The following is a 20,088-nucleotide window of genomic DNA, read 5'->3' as shown; positions in this document are numbered from 1 at the left end:
AAGGAATAGAAGCGTTGAAGAAAAAAGACGGGCGCTTGCATGGCGTCGTGTTCAAGACGACGCCGTTCCGCCTGCCGTGCCTGGGGTTGCCGTTTCTTCGTTGTTCTGCATTTGCGCCGGCGAAGCGGTGCGAAGCAGCAAGACCCCGATCAGACCCGCCGCCGCCGCGAACACGGCGCCGACAAGAAACGCAAGGTTGTAGCCACCGGTGAGCGCCAGCGGCATCTGCGCGCCGGCCGCGTCCATCGCGCTGGTGCGTGCCGCCGCGGCGCTGGCCAGCACGGCCAGGCCCAGTGCGCCGCCCATCATGAAGGCGGTGTTGACCACGCCCGAGGCCAGGCCCGAATCGGCCGGGCTGACCTCGCTCATGGCCGCCAGCAGCACCGGGTTGAAGGCCATGCCGGCGCCCAGGCCCAGCAGCATCATGCCGGGCAGCACGTCGACCACGAAGTTGCCGTTGACCGGTGCACGCGCAAACAGCGCCAGGCCGATGGCCGCGAGCCACAGCCCGGCCGCGAGCGGCTTGCGGATGCCGAAGCGCATCACCAGTTTGGCCGACAGGCCCAGCGAGAACACCGCCATGATCACGTTGGCCGGCAGGAAGGCCAGCCCGATCTGCATCGGCGTGTAGTTCAGCACCAGCTGCATGTACAGCGCCGAGATGAAGAACCACGCGAACATCGCCGCCGCCCACAGCACGCCCACCACGTTCGCCACCGACACGCTGCGCAGGCGGAACAGGCCCAGCGGCATCAGCGGATGCTGCACGCGCGCCTCGATGGTGATGAACACGGCCAGCAGCACCACGGCGGCACCGAGCAGGCCCACCGTTTGCGTGGAGCCCCAGCCGGCCTCGTTGCCATTGACCACGCCATACACCGCGAGCATGAGCGACAGCGTGACGGTGACCGCGCCGGCCACGTCGAGCTTTTCGCCGTGCGCCTGGCCGCGCGCATTGGGCAGCAGCGCCACGCACAACGCGTACACGGCAATGCCGATGGGCAGGTTCACCAGAAAGATCCAGTGCCAGCTCAACGAACTGGTGAGCAGGCCGCCGAGCAGCACGCCGATGCTGCCGCCGCCCGCGCAGACGAAGCCGTAGACGCCCATGGCCTTGGCGCGCTCGGCCGGTTCGGTGAAGAGATTCATGATCAGCGAGAGCGACACGGCGGAGACCACCGCGCCGCCCAGCCCCTGCACCGCACGCGCGGCGACCAGCAGCACCTGCGAGTTGGCGATGCCGCAGGTCAGCGAGGCGAGCGTGAAGAGAACGAGGCCGATCAGGAAGAGCTTGCGGTGGCCATAGAGGTCACCGAGCCGCCCGCCCAGCAGCAGGAAGCCGCCGAAGGTCAGCATGTAGGCGTTCACCACCCAGACCAGCGAGGTTTCGGTGAAGCCCAGGTCGGTGCGGATCGAAGGCAGTGCGACGTTCACGATGGTGGTGTCGAGCACGATCATCAGGACGCCAAGGCACAGAACCATCAATGCGAGCCAGCGCTTGCGGCTGTCGAGTGTGTCGGTCATGGGAGGTGATCTCCAGGAAACGCGGAAAAAAAGGAAGGGAAGGGTCAGAGCATCGGCTTGCCGCCGTTGATCAGCCAGGGGGTGCCGAAGCGGTCGGTGACCATGCCGAAGGCCTCGACCCAGAAGGTCTTGGCAAAGGGCATGGTGACGTGGCCGCCGTCGGCGAAGGCGTTGAACACGCGCTGTGCGTCGGCAACGGACTCGATGGTCAGCGCAACGCCGAAGCCCTTCATGCCTTCATAGGGCATGCCGGGCATGCTGTCGGAGGCCATCAGCATGCCGTCGCCGTAGGTCAGCGCCGCATGCATGATGCGATTCGCCGCGCCGGGCGGGAACTGCTCGGCACCGGGCGCTTCGCCCATGGTCATCATCATCTGCATCTTGCCGCCGAGTGTTTTCTCGTAGAAGCGCATGGCCTCTGCAGCGTTGCCGTCGAACGTGAGGTAAGCGTGAATGGGAGACATGGTGAGGTTTCCTTCGAGGTGTGGTGAGGTGAGCCGGTGTGGGTGAATGGATGCGCGTCGAATGGGCCGGTTTACTTTTCTGTCGCTGTCTTGAGGTTGGCAAGGCCGGCCTCGAAATCCTTGCCGATCATCTGGTCCATGTTGAAGAAGATGCCCATCAGCTTGGCGACGTAGGGGCTCTTGCCCTGCATCGACCAGGTGACCATGGTGGCATCGCCTTGCGGCTGCAGCGTGAACTCCGCCAGGTTGTGGCCTTCCATGGGGCTCGTGAAGTCGAGGTTGATCGCGATCTTGGAAGAAGGCGAGGACTCGACGATTTCCATGCGGCCCGCGCCCGCCTTGCCCTTGCTGTCCCAGGCATAGGTGGCGCCCTTGCCGCTGGCGCTGCCGCCGAAGGTGCGCTTCATCTCGGGATCGAGCTTTTCGTAGGGCGACCATGTGCCCCAGCGGTGAAAGTCGTCGATGAGCGGAAAGATCTTCTCGGCCGGTGCCTGGATGCGCGCGGTGCGTTCCACCCGGAAGGTGTCGGGGCGCGTGGCCGCGAAGATCAGCAGCGCGGCGATGGCGGCGACGACGACAAGGGCAATGGTCTTGAGCATGGGGTGTTCCTGAGTCCCGGTGTGAGTGGTGGAGAAGAAGAAATGCCGGTCAGCCCGGCTGCTTGACGACCAGCAGCCAGCCCACGCCGAAGCGGTCGGTGAGCATGCCGAAGCTGGAGGTGAAGAAGGTCGGGATCAGCGGCTGCATCACCTGGCCGCCGTCGGCCAGCGCGTCGAACCACTTGTGCGCGTCGGCATCGCTGTTGGCGGTGAGCGCCAGCATGACGCCCTTGAATTCGGCCTGGCCCGAGCAGCGGCCGTCGGAGGCCATCAGTTCGGTTTCGCCGATGCGCACGACCGAGTGCATCACCTTGTCGCCGGCGGGCATGGCGCCGCCGCAGCTGGCGTCGGCGTTGTCCGAAGGCGCGGGTGCCGGCGCTTCGCTGTAGCGCAGCAGCTGGAGAACTTCGGCGCCGAGCGCCTTCTTGTAGAAGCCGAGGGCTTCGTCGCAACGGCCCTCGAACGAGAGGTAAGACTGGACTTTCATGACAGTTCCTTTGGCGAAAAGGTGTGGGGGTGGGCCTCCGGTGTCTCAGGCCGCAAACGATTGGATTAGTTTGTGTACACCGTCCACAAAGAATAGCAGAGATAATGGACAGTGTCCACATGGAGAAGCAATGAAGCTCAACAACGTCCCCGCCGGCCTGCCCGCCGCCCGCAGCACCTATCGCCATGGCGATCTGCGCCGCGCGCTGCTGGACGCGGGCATCGAGTTGGCCCGCGATGGCGGCCCCGATGCGGTGGTGTTGCGCGAGGCCACGCGGCGCGTGGGCGTGGTGCCGAATGCGGCCTACCGCCACTTCGGCAGCCGGCAGGAGCTGCTGCTGGCGGTGCGCGAAGCGGCCCTGTCGGCGGCGGCCAGCGCGATGGAAAAAGAACTGGCCGTGCTGCCCTGCGACCAGCCGCCTGCCGACTTCGCGCGGGCGCAGGTGCGTGCCATCGGCACCGCCTACCTGCGGTTCGCGCAGGCCGAGCCCGGCCTGTTCCGCACTGCGTTCGTGATTTCCGACGAGGGCAACGGCGAGTTGGGTCCGGCAAGGGCCGGTGCCAGCGGGCTCGATTCCTTCCAGTTGCTCAGCGCTGCCATCGACCGGCTGGTGGAGGCGGGCGTGCTCGATCCGGCACGCCGCCCCGACGCCGAATACTTCGCGTGGTCGGCCGTGCACGGCCTGGCGCTGCTGGTCATCGACGGGCCCTTGCGCGGCACCGATGCCGCCGCCGTCCATTCGCTCGGCCAGCGCCTGATCGACATGGTCGAGCGCGGCCTCTGAGCGGTTGAGCTACAGGTAGATCTTCTGCAGCAGCCTGATGAGCGCTTCGCGCTCGCGTGCCGTGAGCTTGGCACTGGCATCGGCTTCGAGCTGCACCACGGCCTGCTCGGCCTCGCGCACCAGCGTCTCGCCGGCCGCCGTCAGGTGCAGTCCCACGGCGCGGCCGTCATGCGGATGCGGCCTGCGCTCGATCAAGCCCCGGCTGTCCAGCGTGGCCACCAGGCTCACGAGGTTCGGCGGCAATATGTCGAGCGTGTTGCACAGCTGCCGCGACGTCGCGCCCGGGTTGTGCGCCAGCAGTGACAGCACCGAAAAATCGATCTGCTTGAGCCCGTAGGGCGCCATGCGCTCCGCAAAAAGGTCGCTGACGACCAGCCATGCACGGCGGGCGTTGTAGCCGACCAGGGTTTCGAGCATGCGCGCGTCGAGCCGGTCGGACTTGCCTTGCGGCGCCGCGGTCAGCTCGCCTTTCGCGGGGACGGGTTTCGGTGAAGGGCGCATGGCAAGAGCGTAACCGCCCGCGCGGCTGGCGTATGCCTACTGCGCGACATCCGCGGCCTTCGCTGCCGTTGTCCCCGCCGAGTGCACGAGCGCCACCGTCTCGCAGGCCCGCTTGACGATGCCGAGCCGCATCTCGAATTCGGGCAGCACCCAGCGCCGGAAGGCGGCCGCCGCCCGGACGCGCGCGATGCGGCCCGGGTCGCTTGAGGCGACCGCCTCATCCGCCGCCTCGATGCGCGCCCACGCCCAGGCCAGCATCGTGAGCGCCACCACGCGCAGGTAGTCGTCGGCCACCTCGTGCGGCAGCACGGGGTTGGCATGCGCGGCCATCGCGACGGTGGTGCCCAGGTAGCGCAACTGCGCCAGCCGTCGCTGCACGTCGGCGTCGGCCTCGCGCGACGCATCGAGCGTGTCGCGCAACTCGAGCAGCACCGCCGACATGGCGGCGCCGCCATCGGGCAGCACCTTGCGCACCAGCAGGTCGATGGCCTGGATCTCGTTGGTGCCCTCGTAGATCATGGTCACGCGCGCATCGCGCACCACCTGCTCGATGCCCCATTCGCGCACGTAGCCGTGGCCGCCGAACACCTGCAGGCATTCGCTCGCGCCCTGAAAGGCCTGCTGCGTGCACGCCGCCTTCAGCACCGGCGTGACCAGTGAACACCAGCGCTGCGCGCGCTCGCGGGCCTTGGGGTCGGCGTCGTGCGCGGCAATGTCGAGCATCAGCGCGCTGCGGTAGGCGAGGGTGCGCGCACCATCGATCCAGGCGCGCTGCGTGTCGAGGATGCGGCGGATCGCCGGATGCTCGGCGATCAGGTCGGCGGGCTCGCCGCCCCGGCTCGCGGGCACGGGGCCGGGCGCGCGCATCTGGCGGCGCTCGGCCGCATAGGCGTCGGCCTTCTGCCAGGCGGCATCGAGCAGGCCGATGCCCTGCAGTGCCACATGCAGGCGCGCCGAATTCATCATCACGAACATCGCGGCCAGGCCCCGGCCCGGTTCGCCGACCAGCCAGCCGGTGGCTTCGTCGAAGCGCATCGTGCAGGTCGGGCTGCCATGCAGGCCCATCTTTTCCTCGATGCGTTCGCAGTGCACCGCATTGCGCGTGCCGTCGGGCAGCAGCTTGGGCACGAGCACCAGCGACAGGCCCTTGGGCCCGGCCGGCGCATCCGGCAGCCGGCACAGCACGAGGTGCACGATGTTCGGCGTCAGGTCGTGCTCGCCGCCCGAAATGAAAATCTTGCTGCCGCTCACGAGCAGGCTGCCATCGGCCTGTGGCACGGCGCGCGTGCGCACCTGCCCCAGGTCGCTGCCCGCGTGCGCTTCCGTCAGGCACATGGTGGCCAGCCATTCGCCGGTCGCGATCTTCTGCAGATAGCGCTGCTTCAGTTCCTCGCTGCCGTGGTGCTTGAGACAGGCGTACGCGCCATGCAGCAGGCCCGGCGCCATCGTGAGGCCATGGTTGGCCGCGGCGAGCCATTCATAGAGCACCGCTTCGAGCACGGCGGGCAGGCCCTGTCCGCCATCTTCGGTGGCAGCCGAAAGCGCCGGCCAGCCGCCATCGACAAAGGCCTGGTAGGCCGCGCGAAAGCCTGGTGGCGAGACCACCTCACCATCGGCGAAGCGGCAGCCGGTTTCATCGCCCTCGCGGTTGATCGGCGCCACGACCTCGCCGACGAAGCGCGCGGCCTCTTCGAGCACCTGAGACTGCAGGGCTTCGTCGACCTCGGCAAAGGGCGCGAGCGCACCGAGGCGCGCTGGCGCATCGAGCACGGCGTTCAGCAGAAAGCGGACGTCTTCGGGGCGGGGCTTGTAGTCCATCGGGGCTCTTGAAAAATCTAGGGTGCGGGGCTCTTGCAGGCGAAGCTGCTGGCGCGCTCGGTGTCACCGCCTGTGTAGGTGGCGACTTGTGGATACGGGCACAACGGCCGTGTGCGCTGCGGCGACCAGTTGGCCGGCACTTCGGTGTTGAGCACCGGCGAGCCCGCGCCGCGCGCGGAAGCGGTGATGGACGCGGGCGCCTTTCCCTGCTCGACCCAGTCGACCAGCGCGCCCAGCATGTCGAACTGGTCGGTGGCCGGGCCACCCGCGCAGTGGTTCATGCCGGGCACCGGGAAGTAGCGTGCGAACGAAGAGGCATCGCCGCCATTCGCCGCTTGCACGCGCTCGTACCAGGCGGCCGTGTCGTCCGAAGAGAACACCGGATCGCTGGTGCCGTGGTACACGATCATCCGGCCGCCACGCTCGCGCAACGCGCTCAGGTTCGCGGCATCGGGCGGCGTCATGAAGGACAGCGCCGATTCGCGGAACACGCCATCGGTCGCCGCGATGCGCGGTGCGTCGCGGTCCATGTCGAAGCCCAGCGCGAAGGGCAGGCCCTGCGGCCGGTTGGCCAGCGGCGGCGTGCTGAAGATGAAGGCCACGGCCCCCGCATCGCGCGTCGGTGGGCTCGCGAACTTCCACTCGCGCCAGTTGCTGCCGCTGATGCCCGCGTCGAACGGAAAGCTGCTGTAGATCGGCTGGCCTGCGCTGTTGCGTGCGCCCTTGAAGACCTTGTCGAGCGCATTCTTCTGCGGTGCGCTGAGGCAGCTGCCGTTGCGCGTGCTGGCGCTGCATGTCGGCACGGCGGCCTGGATGTCGAAGCGCGCCCTGCAGGCGTTGACGTCCGACACGATGCCGTCGGCCAGGCCGTCGAGCGCATCGCACTTCGCCAGCACCTTGTCGGCCACGAGCTTCAGCTCGGCCGGCGTGAAGGCGCTCTGCAGGTCGGGTTGGCCGGCAGGCGTCTTCGCACTGGCGACGGCCGCGTATTGCTGCGCGCCGTAGAGCTGCGCCACCGCTGCCTTCGGCAGATTGAAGCCGGGGTCGCCCGCGAGGATGCCGTCGTACTGTCCCGCCGAGCGCACCGCCGCCACCATCGCATGCCGTCCGCCATTCGAGCAGCCGCCGAAGTACGAGCGGTCCGGTTCGCGGCCGTAGGCCTTGGCGATCAGGTTCTTCGCCATCGGCGTGAGCTGTGCGACCGCGTTGTAGCCATAGTCGAGCCGCGCCTGCGGATCGAGCCCGAAGCGCGGACCCATCAAACCCGCATGGCCCACATCGGCGCTAATGACGGCGAAGCCCATCTGCAACGCGCTGCTGCGCGGACCGCCACCACCGATGCCGCCCAGCGCCGGCACCACCACGCCGTCGAGCCCGCCGTTGGCCTGGTAGAAGAAGCGGCCGTTCCATGCGACGGGCAGGCGCATCTCGAAGCCGATGGCGTAGCGCTGGTTGTCGACGGGGCTCGTGCGTTCGTTCATGCGGCCCTGCACGAGGCAATGCGCCGGCGCGGCCATTGCCACCCCACCGACCGTGACGGTGCCGGCAGGCACATCGGTGACGGAGGTGTAGATGGTGCCCGGCAACGCGGCACGCGCGGCGAGGTTGGTGCAGCTTTGCAGCGTGCCAGGGCGCGCGGCGGCAAGGGGTGCATGCGGTGCAGGAGTACGACTGGCGCACGCTGCAAGCAATGCGGCAACGCCGAGCGCGGTCGCGCACAGGCCGAGGTGAAGGTGGCGCTGTCGGGTCATGTCGTCTCCTTGCCGCGGATGCCGCGGCTTCTTGCTTCAGGCCGCCTTGCGTGCCGCGCCCAGGTAGGTGTCGATCACGCGCGAATCGACGGCCAGCTTTTTCGCCTCGCCCTCGAGGCTCACGCTGCCCATCTCGAGCACATAGCCGTGGTCCGCCACTTCGAGCGCGGCGCGCGCGTTCTGCTCCACCAGCAGGATGGTCACGCCGGTGGCGCGCAGTGCATCGACGGTGCGGAAAATCTCCTGCACCACCAGCGGCGCGAGGCCGAGGCTGGGCTCGTCGAGCATCAGCAGCGTGGGGCGCGACATCAGCGCGCGACCCACCGCGAGCATCTGCCGCTCGCCGCCCGACAGCGTGCCGGCCAGTTGCGCGCGGCGCTCCTTCAGGCGCGGGAACAGCGTGTAGACCTCGTCGATGCGGTCGCGCCATTGCTTGTTGCGCAGCCGCACCTGGCGGAACGCGCCGAGCACGAGGTTGTCTTCGACCGGCATGGTGGCGAACAGCTCGCGCTTCTCGGGCACCAGCGCAATGCCGAGCATCACGCGCTCTTCGAGCGTCATCGCCGAGATGGGTTGGCCCTTGAACTCGATGACGCCCTTGGCGGGCAGCACACCCATCAGCGCATTGAGCAGCGTGGACTTGCCCGCACCGTTCGGGCCGATCACGGTGACGACGCTGCCCTGGTCGGCCTTCAGGTCGATGCCATGCAGCACTTCGGCGCGGCCGTAGCCGGCATGCAGGTCGCGGATGCGGAGCAATGGCGTGTTGTCGTTCGTCATCGTCTTCTCAATGCTCCGTGCCCAGGTACGCGGCACGCACCTTGTCGCTGTTCTGCACCTCGGCGGGCGTGCCCTCCATCAGGTGCGTGCCGAACTCCATCACCACGATGTGGTCGCAGATGTCCATCACCAACCCCATGTCGTGCTCGACCAGCAGGATGCTCATGCCTTCGCCGCGCAGTTGCCGCAGCACCTGGCCCAGCGCTTCCTTCTCCTTGTGGCGCAGGCCTGCAGCAGGTTCGTCGAGCAGCAGCAGGGCCGGGTCGGCGCACAGCGCGCGTGCAATTTCAAGCAGGCGCTGCTGGCCCATCGCGAGGTTGCCCGCCAACTCGTGCAGGTAATCGCCCATGCCCACGCGCTGCAACTGGCGCTCGGCTTCGCGGAACAGCGCACGTTCTTCGGTGCGGTCGATGCGCAGCATCGCGGCGATGGCGCCCTTGTGGCCGCGCAGGTGCGCGCCCAGTGCCACGTTCTCCAGCACCGTCATGTCGGCCACCATCTTCACGTGCTGGAAGGTGCGCGACACGCCGCGCTGCGCGATCTGCCGCGCGCCCAGTCCGCCGATGGCTTCGCCGCGAAACCGTACCGTGCCGCCCGACAGGCCGAGCACGCCGGTCACGAGGTTGAAGGTGGTCGACTTGCCCGCGCCGTTCGGCCCGATCAGGCCGACGATCTGGCCAGCGCGTGTCTGGAAGCTGATGTCGTTCACCGCCACCAGCCCGCCGAAGGTCTTGCGGATGGCCTGTACGTCGAGCACCACTTCGCCGGCGGCCGGCTTGGCGCGTGCGGGCAGGTCTTTCGCGCCTTGCCAGTCGACGCTGCGGCGTGGACGCGGCAGGCGCCGGTCGATGAAGGCCCACAGGCCCTCGGGCAGGTACTTGAGCACCAGCACGATCATGATGCCGAACACGATCAGCTCGTAGCTGCCGCTGGTGCCGATGAGCTTGGGCAGCAGCACCTGCAACTGGTCTTCGAGCAGCTTGACCACGCCCGCGCCGGCGATCGCGCCCCACACATGGGCCGCGCCGCCGAGCACCGCCATGAAGAGGTACTCGATGCCCATCTTCAGCCCGAAGGGCGAGGGGTTCACCGTGCGCTGGAAGTGCGCGAACAGCCAGCCCGAGACCGACGCCAGCAGGGCGGCCAGCACGAAGATGCCGACCTTGAAGCGCAGCGTGTTCACGCCCATGGCCTCGGCCATCTGCGAGCCGCCTGCCAGCGAGCGGATGGCGCGGCCGCTGCGCGAGTCGAGCAGGCGGATCACCGCGAAGGCCGCGAGGATCGCAAAGGCCCAGACCACGCCGTAGAACAAGCGCTGCTGGCCGAACTCGAAGCCGAACAGCGACAGGCCCTTCACGCCCAGGATGCCGTCGTACTTGCCCAGCGCATCGAGATTGCCCATCAGGTAGTACAGCGACAGCGCCCACGCGATGGTGGCCAGCGGCAGGTAGTGGCCCGACATGCGCAGCGTGATCGCGCCGATGATCGCCGCGCTGATGCCGGTGAGCGCGAGTCCGATGAACAGCGTGACCCACGGCGACAGGCCGGTGTTCACCGTCAGGTAGGCCGTGGTGTAGGCACCGATGCCCACGAAGGCCGCCTGCCCGAAGGAGGTGAGGCCGCCCACGCCGGTGAGCAGCACGAGGCCCAGCACCGGCAGCGTGTAGATGCCGATGTAGTTGAGCTGGATGATCCAGAAGTCGGGCAGCGGAAGAAGCGGCAGCGCGACCAGCAGCAGGATCAGCGCGAGCGGGCCCCAGGTGCGCAGCGCGCTCTTGTCAGGGGCGGGAACGACGGGGTTGAGAAGGGCTTCCATGTCAGTGCTCCTCGTCCGAATGACCGCTGCGCAGCGAACGCCAAAGCAGCACCGGCAAGATGATGGTGAACACGATCACTTCCTTGAACGAGCTGGCCCAGAACGAACCGAAGGCCTCGATCACACCCACGGCCAGTGCGCCCAGCAGCGCACCCGGATAGCTCGCAAGCCCGCCGATCACACCAGCGACGAAGCCCTTCAGGCCGATGAGAAAACCCGAGTCGTAAAAGATCGTGGTCGTCGGCCCGATCAGCAGGCCCGACAGCGCACCGATGAGCGCGGTCATTGCAAAGGTGAGCTGCCCGGCCGCCTGTGTCGAGATGCCCATGAGCCGCGCGCCCAATCGGTTCACCGCCGTGGCGCGCAGCGCCTTGCCGTACAGGCTGCGCTCGAAGAACAGCCACAGCAGCACGATCAGCGCCGCCGACATCGCGAAGATGATCAGCGCCTGCCCGCTCACGTTGAGCGGCCCCAGCGCCATGCGCTCGTCCCAGAACGGCGGATTGCGAAAGCCTTCCGCGCCGAAGAACAGCAGGCCCAGCCCGGTCATCGCGAAGTGCACGCCGACCGAGACGATCAGCAGCACCAGCGAACTGGCACCGGCCAGCGATTGATATGCCACCCGGTACACCAGCGGCCCGAAGGCCGTGACGATGAATACGGTCAGCAGCGCCTGCACGCCCAGCGGCAGGTTGCGCGGCCCGGCCCAGGCCGACACTGCGCAGATCACGGCGGGCGCCGCGAAGGTGCGCAGCGCCGCCATCAACCCCGCCGCCGCGCTGCCGCGATGGCGCCAGACCGTGACCAGGTCCATCAGCGCGGCAACGCTGGCCAATATCAGCAGCAGCCACACCGTGCCCGGCGTCTTGCCGGTCTGGAAGATCGCCAGCGTCAGCGCGCCGTACGCCACGAATTCGCCCTGCGGAATGAAGATGACGCGGGTCACCGTGAAGACGAGCACGATGCCCATGCCCAGCAGGGCATAGATCGCGCCATTGGTGAGTCCGTCCAGCGTGAGGATGCTGGCGATTGAAAGATCCATGGCGTGGGTTCGCGGCGCGGGGCTTGTGGTGGTGGGGCGTGGGGATTACTGCTCGACCTTGAAGGCGCCGTTGACCACCTTGAGCATCACGCCCGTCTCGGTCGTGTAGCCCCAGTGGTCTTGCGCGGTCCAGTTCAGCACGCCGTGCGCGAGCACTGTGCGGCCCATGCCTTCGAGCGCGTCGCGCAGCGCGGCGCGGAACTCGGGTGTGCCCGGCTTGGCTTTCTTGAGCGCGACCGGCACGGCCTTCTCGAGCACCGTGAGCGCGTCGGCCGCGTGGCCGGCGAACTGGTTGCGCGAGCCGGGGCCGTAGGCCTTTTCATAGCCCTGCACGAAGGCCACGGCCGCCGCCTTCGATGGATGGCTGTCGGGCAGTTGCTCGGCCACGGTGGCGGGGCCCGACACGACGAAGGTGCCCTCGGCGTCCTTGCCGGCGGTGCGCATCAGGTCTTGCGTGGCGGCGGCATGCGTCTGGTAGACCTTGCCTTTGTAGCCGCGCTCCATCACGGCCTTTTGCGGCATGCCCGCGCCGCTGCCCGAGGCCACGATCAGGATCGCGTCGGGGTTGGCCGACGTGAGCTTGAGCACCTGGCCGGTCACGCTGGTGTCGGCGCGCGCGAAGCGTTCGGTGGCCACGATCTTGATGCCGTTCTTGGCGGCCTCGGCGGTCAGTGCCTTGAGCCACAGCTCGCCGTAGGCATCGGTGTAGCCGAGGAAGCCGACCGTCTTCACGTTCTGCTTCTTCATGTGCGCGACCACCGCGTAGGCCATCACGTCGTTCGACTGCGGCAGACGGAAGAACCACTTGTCCTTGCCCGGCGGCAGGCCGGCCGGTGCGGTCGACAACTGCGGCGTGCCCGACTCGGCGGTCACGTCGGCCATCGGGATGGCGACCGGCGTGGCGCTGGAGCCGACGATCACGTCGACCTTGTCTTCGGTGACCAGGCGCTGCGCGTCCTTCACGCCGGTGGTCGGGTCGGTGGCATCGTCGAGCACGACGACCTTCAGTGTTTCACCCGCGATGGTCTTGGGCCAGATCGCGATGCCGTTCTTCACCGGAATGCCCAGCCCCGAGGCCGGGCCGGTGAGCGGCTGCACCACGCCCACGGTGATGTCGGCGTGGGCCATGCCCATGGCCATGAGCGCCAGCACGGCGGCGAGGGTGGTCTTCTTGAAGGTCATCGGTGTCTCCTGATGTGTAGGTAGTGAAGCGAAGCGGACGGGCGGACTGACGAAAGCTCAGCGCGGCGCCATGCGCAGGGCGCCGTCGAGGCGGATCACCTCGCCGTTGAGGTGGCCGTTGGTGACGATGTGGCAGGCCAGCTCGGCGAATTCCGAAGGCTTGCCCAGGCGCGGCGGGAAGGGAATCGATGCGGCCAGCGAGTGCTGCACCGCCTCGGGCAGCTCCAGCAGCAGCGGCGTGGCGAACAGGCCCGGCGCCACGGTGCACACGCGGATGGCGTGCTGTGCGAGGTCGCGCGCCATCGGCAGCGTCATGCCGACGAGGCCGCCCTTCGAGGCGCTGTAGGCCTGCTGGCCGACCTGGCCGTCGAAGGCCGCGACCGAGGCGGTGAAGAGCATCACACCCTTCTCGCCGTTGTCGAGCGCTTCGAGCTTCGCGCAGCGGGCCGCGAACAGGCGCGCCATGTTGTAGCCGCCGATCAGGTTGATGTTGACCACGCGCACGAAGTCTTCGAGCGGTGCCGGGTTGCCGTCCTTGCCGACGATGCGCTTGGCGCTGCCGATGCCGGCCACGTTCATCAGGATGCGCGCGGGGCCGTGTGCGGCGGCGGCCTTGTCGAGCGCGGCGTTCACGCTGTCGGTGTCGGTGATGTCGCAGACGCATGCAACGCCGCCGATCTCCGCTGCCACCTTCTCCGCCAGTGCGGCATTGCGGTCGAGCACCGCAACCTTGGCGCCCAGGCGCGCGAGTTCGCGCGCGGTGGCTTCGCCGAGGCCCGATGCGCCGCCGGTGACGAGTGCGGCTTGTCCTTCGATCTTCATTCTTGTGTCTCCTGGATGGGGTTAGCGGGGCGTGAGGGTGAAGGGCAGGGTGCCGGCGTGCATCGCATCGGCCAGTGCCGCGCGGTGCTTGAGCACGGCGCGCTGGTTGATGGAGCCCTTGTCGGTCACCTCGCCCTTGTCGATGGAAGGCGGCTCGGCCATCAGGTGAAGCCGCGCGATGCGGTTGGCGCTGCCGGTGCCGGCCGCGGCCAGCGCGTTGGCCACCTGCTGGAAGTGCGCCTGCACGGGTGCGCTTTCGAGCACCTGCTGCATCGTTGCATTTGCATCGAGCCCGGCAAGCTGCCGCACCTTCTGCGTCGGAAAGATCAGCGCGCCGACTTCCTTCAGGTTGATGCCGGTCAGCACCGCGTCCTGCACATAGGGCGCGCCGGCCGCGATGATCTTCGCGCGCAGCGGGCCCACGCTCACGAAGGTGCCGGTCGCAAGTTTGAAGTCTTCGGCGATGCGGCCGTCGAAACGCAGGCCGCGATGGATGTTGCCCTCGTCGATCCACTTCACCGCATCGCCGGTCGAGAAGAAGCCTTCGTCGTCGAAGGCCTCGGCCGTGGCTTCGGTCGCGCGCCAGTAGCCGGGCGTGATGTTGGGGCCGCGGTAGCGCACCTCGGTCTTGCCGTCGACCTCGATCAGCTTGAGCTCGATGCCGGGCGCGGGCAGGCCCACGTCGCCCGACTTCACCTCGGGGCCGGTCACATACAGCGCGAAGGGGCCCGACTCGGTCATGCCCAGGCCCGTGCCCATGACGATGCGCTCGCCGACTTCGGCCTCCTGCGTCTTGTGCAGGCTGTCCCACACGGGCTGCGACAGTGCGGCGCCCGAGTAGAAGAACATCTTCACGCGCGACAGCAGGTTGCGGCGCAGCACCGCATCGGTTTCCATCGCCTGCGCGATGGCCTCGAAGCCGGTGGGCACGTTGAAGTAGATGGTGGGCGCGATCTCGCGCAGGTTGCGCAGCGTCTCGGCCATGCCGGCGGGCGTGGGCTTGCCGTCGTCGATGTAGAGCGTGCCGCCGTTGTCCAGCACGATGCCCACGTTGTGGTTGCCGCCGAAGGTGTGGTTCCAGGGCAGCCAGTCGACCAGCACCGGCGGTTCGTCGCCCAGCGCGGGAATCGACTGGCGCAGCTGCTGCTGGTTGGCGCACCACATGCGGTGCGTGTTGATCACCGCCTTGGGCATCTTGGTCGAGCCCGAGGTGAAGAGAAACTTGGTGATGGTGTCGGGCCCGGTCGCGCGCATCGCGGCGTCGATGGCGGGCGTGGCCGGCGTGGCGGCGAAGGCGTTGAACGCGGTGGTCGCGCGGCCTTCGAGCGTGCCTTCGGCCAGCACGACTTCGATGCCGGCCGGCACGGTCGCCTGGATGGCGCGGCCGTAGCGCGCGGCGTCGGCGGCGAACACGAGGCCAGGTGTCAGCGTGTCGAAGACGTGGCGCAGCTTCTCGAAGTCCTGGCTCACGAGCGAGTAGGGCGGCGACACCGGGCAGTAGGGCACGCCGGCGTAGAGGCAGCCCAGGGCGAGCAATGCGTGCTCGATGCCGTTCTCGCTGAGGATCGCGACCGGTCGTTCCGCGTTCAGGCCGCGCTCGAGCAGCGCCTGTCCGATACCGCGCGCCTCTTGCAGCGCCTGCGCGTAGCTCACGCGCAGCCAGTCGCCGGTGCTGCCGTCGGCCAGCCGTTCGCGGCGTGCGATGAAGGTGCGCTCGGGCGTGGCTTCGGCCCAGTGCTGGAGCCGGTCGGTCATGCGCTCGCGGTAGGCCCCGAGTTGCGTCTCGGCTTGCAGGTACTGCGTGCCTGGCGCGCCGTCGCGCAGGATCGCGCGGGTGACGCCGAAGGCCAGCGGGCGGTATCGGATGGCGGTCATTCCTTGCTCACCTTGGCGCCCCGGCCTTCGAGGAAGTCGCGCACGCGTGCCTTGGCTTCGGGTGCGGCCTGCACGATGCCGGAGATCAACGCCTCGGTGAAGAAGCCGTGGTCGGCCGACTGTTCGGCAATGCGCGGCAGCGCGTGCATCAGCGCGTAGTTGGTCAGCGGTGCGTTGGTGGCCACGCGCTTGGCGAGTTCGAAGGCCTTGTCGAAGGCCGTGCCTTCGTCGACGAGGTACTGCGCGAAGTTGGCGCGCTCGCCGTCTTCCGCGTTGTAGACGCGGCCGGTCATCATCATGTCGGTCATGCGCGCCACGCCGATCAGCTTGGGGATGCGCACCGAGCCGCCGCCACCCACGAAGATGCCGCGCGAGCCTTCGGGCAGTGCGTAGAAGGTGCTCCGGTCGGCCACGCGGATGTGGCAGGCGCTGGCCAGCTCGAGCCCGCCGCCGACCACCGCGCCGTGCAGCGCCGCGATCACCGGCACCGGGCCGTGCTGGATCAGGTCGAGCGCCGCATGCCACATGCGCGAGTGCTGCAGGCCCTGGCCGGCGTCGCGTTCTTTCAGCTCGCTCAGGTCGAGGCCGGCGCAGAAGTGCGGGCCTTCGCCGTCGATCACGGCGGCGCGCACGGTGGACGGCAGTTGCTCGAAGGTGTCGCGCAGCGCGAGGATGAGGCCGTCCGACAGCGCGTTGCGCTTGGCGCCGCGCGTCAGGCGAACGATGGCGACTTCGTCGCGGATGTCGAGGTGCAGGTCTGGATGGGTCATGGTGATGTTCGGGGTTGCGTTGGATTATGGTTATGAGAAATAATCAATTCAAGGCGCTTGAGCCTCCAGAATCCTAGGGACTTACCCGTACCGGAGACAACGACATGGACCACCAGAACCTGATCGCCATCGACATCCACACCCACGCCGAAGTGAGCTGCTGGAACCCGTTCGACAACTACGGCGAGGAATACGACCGCGCCGCCGACAAGTACTTCGGGTCGAGCGGCCGCCCGACCATCGCCGAGAGCGTGGCTTACTACCGCGAGAGAAAGATCGGCCTGGTGATGTTCATGGTCGATGCCGAATCGAACATGGGCCGCCGCCGCATCCCCAACGAAGAGATCGCCGAGGCCGCGCAGCAGAACAGCGACATGATGATTGCCTTCGCCAGCATCGATCCGCACAAGGGAAAGATGGGCGCGCGCGAGGCGCGGCGGCTCATCGAGTCGCACGGCGTGAAGGGCTTCAAGTTCCACCCGACGGTGCAGGCCTTCCACCCGTACGACAAGATGGCCTGGCCGCTCTACGAGGTGATTGCCGAGTACAAGCTGCCGGCGATCTTCCACACCGGCCACAGCGGCATCGGCTCGGGCATGCGCTGCGGTGGCGGCCTGCGGCTCGAATACAGCAACCCGATGCACCTGGACGACGTGGCCATCGACTTCCCCGACATGCAGATCGTCATGGCCCACCCCAGCTTTCCGTGGCAGGACGAGGCACTGAGCGTGGCCACGCACAAGCCCAACGTGTGGATCGACCTGTCGGGCTGGAGCCCCAAGTACTTTCCCAAGCAGCTGGTGCAGTACGCCAACACGCTGCTGAAAGACCGCGTGCTGTTCGGCAGCGACTACCCGCTGATCACGCCCGACCGCTGGATGAAGGACTTCGAGGCGGCGGGCTTCAAGCCCGAGGTGATGCCCGGCATCCTGAAGGGCAACGCGGTGCGGCTGCTGAAGCTCGACGCGGCGGCTTCAGGAGGCTGACGGCTTCTTGTTGGCGGGCGAATGGCGCCGGGAGGTGACGGCCAGCAGCACGCCCTGCTCGCCGACCCATTGGCGGCTGCTGCCAAGCCGTCAAAGCTGCGGACCCACCTGGCCAGCGGCTTTGTCGCGAGTCACTTCACCTCGACGCTTGAGCCAAGGGCAAACGCGCCAAGTTGTGCGTCCCAACGCTGGCCGGCTGCCGTGTTGTCCGCATTGGCCCAGCGGATTGCGAAGCGGGCATCGGCGGCCAGGCGCGCGTCGGCATCGGGCAGCGCGAGCCACAGCTGATAGCTGCCAGTTGGGAGATCGGCCGGCAGCGTGGCGGTGAGTGTCGCGGCCTGATCGCTGGTGCCAGGCACCCACGTGCGCGGATCGGCGCCGGTCGCGTCCAGCCGGCGGACGTCGCTGGTCACGGCATGCTTGAGCACCAACTGCACCCCACGCGGATTGAAGATACGCGCCCAGCCCCCGTTGCGCAGTGAAAGCTGGACGCTCAGCGTCTGGCCACGCACGACAGCGCTGGCGTGGGAGGCCTTCGACAGCACCAGCCGGTAACCCATCCTGCGGCGCACCTCGGCCATGCAGCCGTTTTCCTCCCACTTGTCATGGAACTTGGTGCGAAAGTACTCGTCGTTGAGGTAAGTCAGTTTGTACCTTGCGCCCTCGCCAAGAATGTCGGCGCATTGGGTGCGAAGCTCGGCGTTCACCTCGTCATCCGGTTTGCAGGTCTCGCCACCGAAAGGAGCGAAGTTCCCTAGACGGTCAACGTAGTCGCGTTGCTTCGCCGCGATCGTGGCGTCTTCGTCGTAGGTGCCGACATCGGTCTTGCTCGCGAGGAAGCAGTCGTTGTGCACGCCGATGCGCTGCGTGCCTGTGTGCGCGGCACTCCATGTCGGCAGCTGCGGCGTGCCTTCCATGACGTACGAGGGATAGCGCAGCTGGATGAAGCGGCTCGTCGGCAGCGCCGCGAGCAAGGCATCGCGGATCTTGTTGCGAGGGGCCGCTTCGGTCAGGTTGTTGGAAGAGGTATGCCACTCGCCCCAGGCGCCGATGAAGCCGGCCTGCATGAACGCGATGACGTCGGCATTGCGTTGCAGTACCGGCTTGAGCTGCTCGATGTGGGCAAGCACGCGGGACAGCGGCGCGTCCTGTGCGTTGCGGTAGTCGACTTCCGTTTTCGGATAGTTGTAGACGACGCGCACGACCAGTTTCATCCCGGCGGCGCGTGAGTTGCCAAGGGCGGTCTCCACTTGGGCAAGCAGAGTCGGGGGCAGCTCTGCATTGCGGTAGGCCGACAGGTTCAGCTTGGAGTACAGCAGGCGGTACCCGTTCTTGTAGGCGTCGTCCGCGTCGTCGCGGGTGACCGTGTCCAGGTCGGTCCAGCTCCAGCGGTAGAAGCCGCGCTCGGGATTGGGGAGATCGGCGTCGGTTGCGGTGAATGTGACGGCGGTCTGTGGTGCGTCATTCATGGAAGGCGCGGAGATGGGACGTGGTGGCGGGAGTGCGCCCGAATCCGAACCGCCGCCACCACCACAGGCGGTGAGGATCACCATCGAGAGGACGGTTGCGAGGCGGCGCATGCCTGGGAATGGACGGCGAAGAAAGTGTTGCTTCTGCATGGTTGTGACTCGGTTGTAGGTTGATCCGCGCGCATGAAGTCCCGGTGCGCGTGATTCAGGGGCCGAACCAATAAAAGAGCCATATGGCAAGGACCCCGAGGGTCGTGAGTAGAAGGATGGTGTGGGACCTGCAGCGCAGCCGCGCAGCGCCAAGAAAAGGCAGCAAGAAGAAGCGCTCGATGTGCGACAGGGAGCGAGGCGAAACAGCGAAGGGCTGGATGGCTGTGGGATCTGAAGCGGTGTTTGCTGGCGGGAACAACATTCGAAGATGCCCGGGTCCGGTTGGACTGCTGGGGAAAGATGGTCAGAGACCCGATGCTCGCGCGCTCATGTTCAGAAGCTCTGCAACTTTCATCAAGATTGAGTCAAGCCGCATGTGCTGCCGTGTGTCTTGCCTTACTCGCGGAAAATTCTGGCGCGTTAAGATTCCGCGGGTGCGACGGATATGGCTTGCGCGCCGCGCGAGCGCAGTGGCACACGCGGGGCTTTGGCGATGTTCTGGCGGCGCGAGCGCCGGGGCGTCGATGTGTCGGTTCCGCACATGACAGTTCTATGACCGACGAACGCATCCTGATTGTCGAAGACGATCCTCAGATCGCCGATGTGCTCTCCGCCTATTTGCGGCACGAGGGCTACCAGACGGCGCATTGCCTCGATGGAGAAGAGGCGTTGCGTGTGTTCAGGCAGTGGCAACCGGCCTTGGTGCTCCTGGACTACATGCTGCCGCGGCTGAGCGGCAGCGACGTGCTTGCCGCCATCCGGCGCGCGGGCGATGTCCCGGTCATCATGGTCACGGCCGTCAATGAGGAAGCCGAAAAGCTTGGCGCGCTTCGCTATGGCGCGGACGACTACGTGGTCAAGCCCTTCAATCCGAAGGAAGTCGTTGCGCGCGTGCGGGTTGTCCTGCGACGTACCCGGACGCCTCCTCTCGCGCCGCCGGCCCGGCTGTCCTGGGGCGCGCTCGAACTCGATCTCGACGCCGTGACTGTGCAAGCAGCGGGCGACGCAACTCCGCTCGATCTGACGATCACCGAGTTCAAGCTTCTGTCGGTCATGATGCAAAACCCACGCAAGGCCTTCAGCCGGTTCGAACTGCTGCAGGCATCCCTGCCCGAGAGCGATGCGCTCGAGCGTGTTGTCGATACGCATGTGCATAACCTGCGCCGCAAGCTGGAGGAGCGGGGGGTCACCGGCATTCCCCTGGCGGTCCGAGGTGTCGGCTATCGCCTGAGCAGCGCCTAGCCATGCCGTCGAGAAGATCGCTGTGG

At 67.4% G+C, this 20,088-nt stretch carries 18 protein-coding genes; 3 read left to right on the top strand and 15 right to left on the bottom strand.

The features are described 5' to 3' along the window. Positions 1-51 precede the first annotated feature (51 nt). The 4 genes from ACGLHS_RS10620 to ACGLHS_RS10605 form a co-directional block, all read right to left on the bottom strand. Positions 52-1,524 carry a DHA2 family efflux MFS transporter permease subunit gene (locus tag ACGLHS_RS10620; protein ID WP_394479399.1) on the bottom strand — a complete coding sequence of 491 codons (1,473 nt, stop codon included), beginning with the start codon at positions 1,522-1,524 and terminating at the stop codon, positions 52-54. Between the two features lie 44 nt (positions 1,525-1,568). Beyond that, positions 1,569-1,988, bottom strand: coding sequence for a VOC family protein (locus tag ACGLHS_RS10615; RefSeq protein ID WP_093247392.1), 420 nt, complete (start codon positions 1,986-1,988; stop codon positions 1,569-1,571). A 71-nt stretch (positions 1,989-2,059) separates the two neighbouring features. Further along, entirely contained in the window at positions 2,060-2,587 is a 528-nt protein-coding gene (locus ACGLHS_RS10610) for an SRPBCC family protein (RefSeq protein ID WP_394479396.1), read from the bottom strand. A gap of 49 nt (positions 2,588-2,636) precedes the next feature. Beyond that, positions 2,637-3,074: a VOC family protein gene (locus ACGLHS_RS10605; protein WP_093247390.1), complete on the bottom strand. Its 438-nt coding sequence runs from the start codon at positions 3,072-3,074 to the stop codon at positions 2,637-2,639. A gap of 130 nt (positions 3,075-3,204) precedes the next feature. On the opposite strand from ACGLHS_RS10605, the gene ACGLHS_RS10600 reads away from it, so the two are divergent. Next, the gene (locus ACGLHS_RS10600) at positions 3,205-3,858 is read left to right on the top strand and encodes a TetR/AcrR family transcriptional regulator (RefSeq protein ID WP_093247389.1); all 654 of its coding nucleotides are present in this window, start codon (positions 3,205-3,207) and stop codon (positions 3,856-3,858) included. Between the two features lie 9 nt (positions 3,859-3,867). Here the strand turns inward: ACGLHS_RS10600 and ACGLHS_RS10595 are convergent, their stop codons facing one another. From ACGLHS_RS10595 to ACGLHS_RS10550, 10 genes are read right to left on the bottom strand one after another with little or no spacing between them, the layout of a single operon-like run. Beyond that, entirely contained in the window at positions 3,868-4,359 is a 492-nt protein-coding gene (locus ACGLHS_RS10595) for a MarR family winged helix-turn-helix transcriptional regulator (RefSeq protein WP_394479393.1), read from the bottom strand. A gap of 36 nt (positions 4,360-4,395) precedes the next feature. Beyond that, a complete protein-coding gene (locus ACGLHS_RS10590) occupies positions 4,396-6,177 on the bottom strand; it encodes an acyl-CoA dehydrogenase family protein (protein ID WP_394479391.1) in 1,782 nt (593 codons plus the stop codon). Between the two features lie 17 nt (positions 6,178-6,194). Then, entirely contained in the window at positions 6,195-7,928 is a 1,734-nt protein-coding gene (locus tag ACGLHS_RS10585) for a tannase/feruloyl esterase family alpha/beta hydrolase (protein WP_394479388.1), read from the bottom strand. A 36-nt stretch (positions 7,929-7,964) separates the two neighbouring features. Beyond that, on the bottom strand, positions 7,965-8,708 hold the full coding sequence (locus ACGLHS_RS10580) for an ABC transporter ATP-binding protein (protein WP_394479386.1): 744 nt from the start codon (positions 8,706-8,708) through the stop codon (positions 7,965-7,967). A gap of 7 nt (positions 8,709-8,715) precedes the next feature. Further along, the gene (locus ACGLHS_RS10575) at positions 8,716-10,524 is read right to left on the bottom strand and encodes an ATP-binding cassette domain-containing protein (RefSeq protein WP_394479384.1); all 1,809 of its coding nucleotides are present in this window, start codon (positions 10,522-10,524) and stop codon (positions 8,716-8,718) included. Position 10,525: 1 nt separating this feature from the next. Beyond that, the gene (locus tag ACGLHS_RS10570; RefSeq protein ID WP_394479382.1) at positions 10,526-11,566 is read right to left on the bottom strand and encodes a branched-chain amino acid ABC transporter permease; all 1,041 of its coding nucleotides are present in this window, start codon (positions 11,564-11,566) and stop codon (positions 10,526-10,528) included. Positions 11,567-11,611: 45 nt separating this feature from the next. Then, complete coding sequence (locus ACGLHS_RS10565) at positions 11,612-12,748, bottom strand: ABC transporter substrate-binding protein (RefSeq protein ID WP_093247382.1); 1,137 nt, start codon at positions 12,746-12,748, stop codon at positions 11,612-11,614. A 57-nt stretch (positions 12,749-12,805) separates the two neighbouring features. Continuing rightward, on the bottom strand, positions 12,806-13,570 hold the full coding sequence (locus ACGLHS_RS10560; protein ID WP_093247381.1) for an SDR family NAD(P)-dependent oxidoreductase: 765 nt from the start codon (positions 13,568-13,570) through the stop codon (positions 12,806-12,808). 21 nt (positions 13,571-13,591) lie between these two features. Beyond that, a complete protein-coding gene (locus ACGLHS_RS10555) occupies positions 13,592-15,445 on the bottom strand; it encodes a feruloyl-CoA synthase (protein WP_394479379.1) in 1,854 nt (617 codons plus the stop codon). Then, positions 15,442-16,215: a crotonase/enoyl-CoA hydratase family protein gene (locus ACGLHS_RS10550; RefSeq protein WP_093247379.1), complete on the bottom strand. Its 774-nt coding sequence runs from the start codon at positions 16,213-16,215 to the stop codon at positions 15,442-15,444. Before ACGLHS_RS10550 ends, ACGLHS_RS10555 begins: the two co-directional genes overlap by 4 nt. Before the next feature lie 104 nt (positions 16,216-16,319). Here ACGLHS_RS10550 and ACGLHS_RS10545 point away from each other — a divergent pair, with 104 nt between their 5' ends. Beyond that, positions 16,320-17,201: an amidohydrolase family protein gene (locus tag ACGLHS_RS10545; protein WP_394479376.1), complete on the top strand. Its 882-nt coding sequence runs from the start codon at positions 16,320-16,322 to the stop codon at positions 17,199-17,201. 131 nt (positions 17,202-17,332) lie between these two features. On the opposite strand, the gene ACGLHS_RS10540 is transcribed toward ACGLHS_RS10545, so the two are convergent. Next, positions 17,333-18,820 carry a DUF4832 domain-containing protein gene (locus ACGLHS_RS10540; protein ID WP_394479374.1) on the bottom strand — a complete coding sequence of 496 codons (1,488 nt, stop codon included), beginning with the start codon at positions 18,818-18,820 and terminating at the stop codon, positions 17,333-17,335. Between the two features lie 552 nt (positions 18,821-19,372). Here ACGLHS_RS10540 and ACGLHS_RS10535 point away from each other — a divergent pair. Continuing rightward, positions 19,373-20,062 carry a response regulator transcription factor gene (locus ACGLHS_RS10535; protein WP_394479372.1) on the top strand — a complete coding sequence of 230 codons (690 nt, stop codon included), beginning with the start codon at positions 19,373-19,375 and terminating at the stop codon, positions 20,060-20,062. The last annotated feature ends 26 nt before the right edge of the window (positions 20,063-20,088 follow it).

Source organism: Variovorax sp. VaC1 (genome assembly GCF_043658315.1).
In the GTDB taxonomy this organism is placed as follows: Bacteria; Pseudomonadota; Gammaproteobacteria; order Burkholderiales; family Burkholderiaceae_C; genus Variovorax.
The sequence above is the reverse complement of the archived record's forward strand: the minus strand, read 5'-3'. Positions and strand labels throughout refer to the sequence as shown.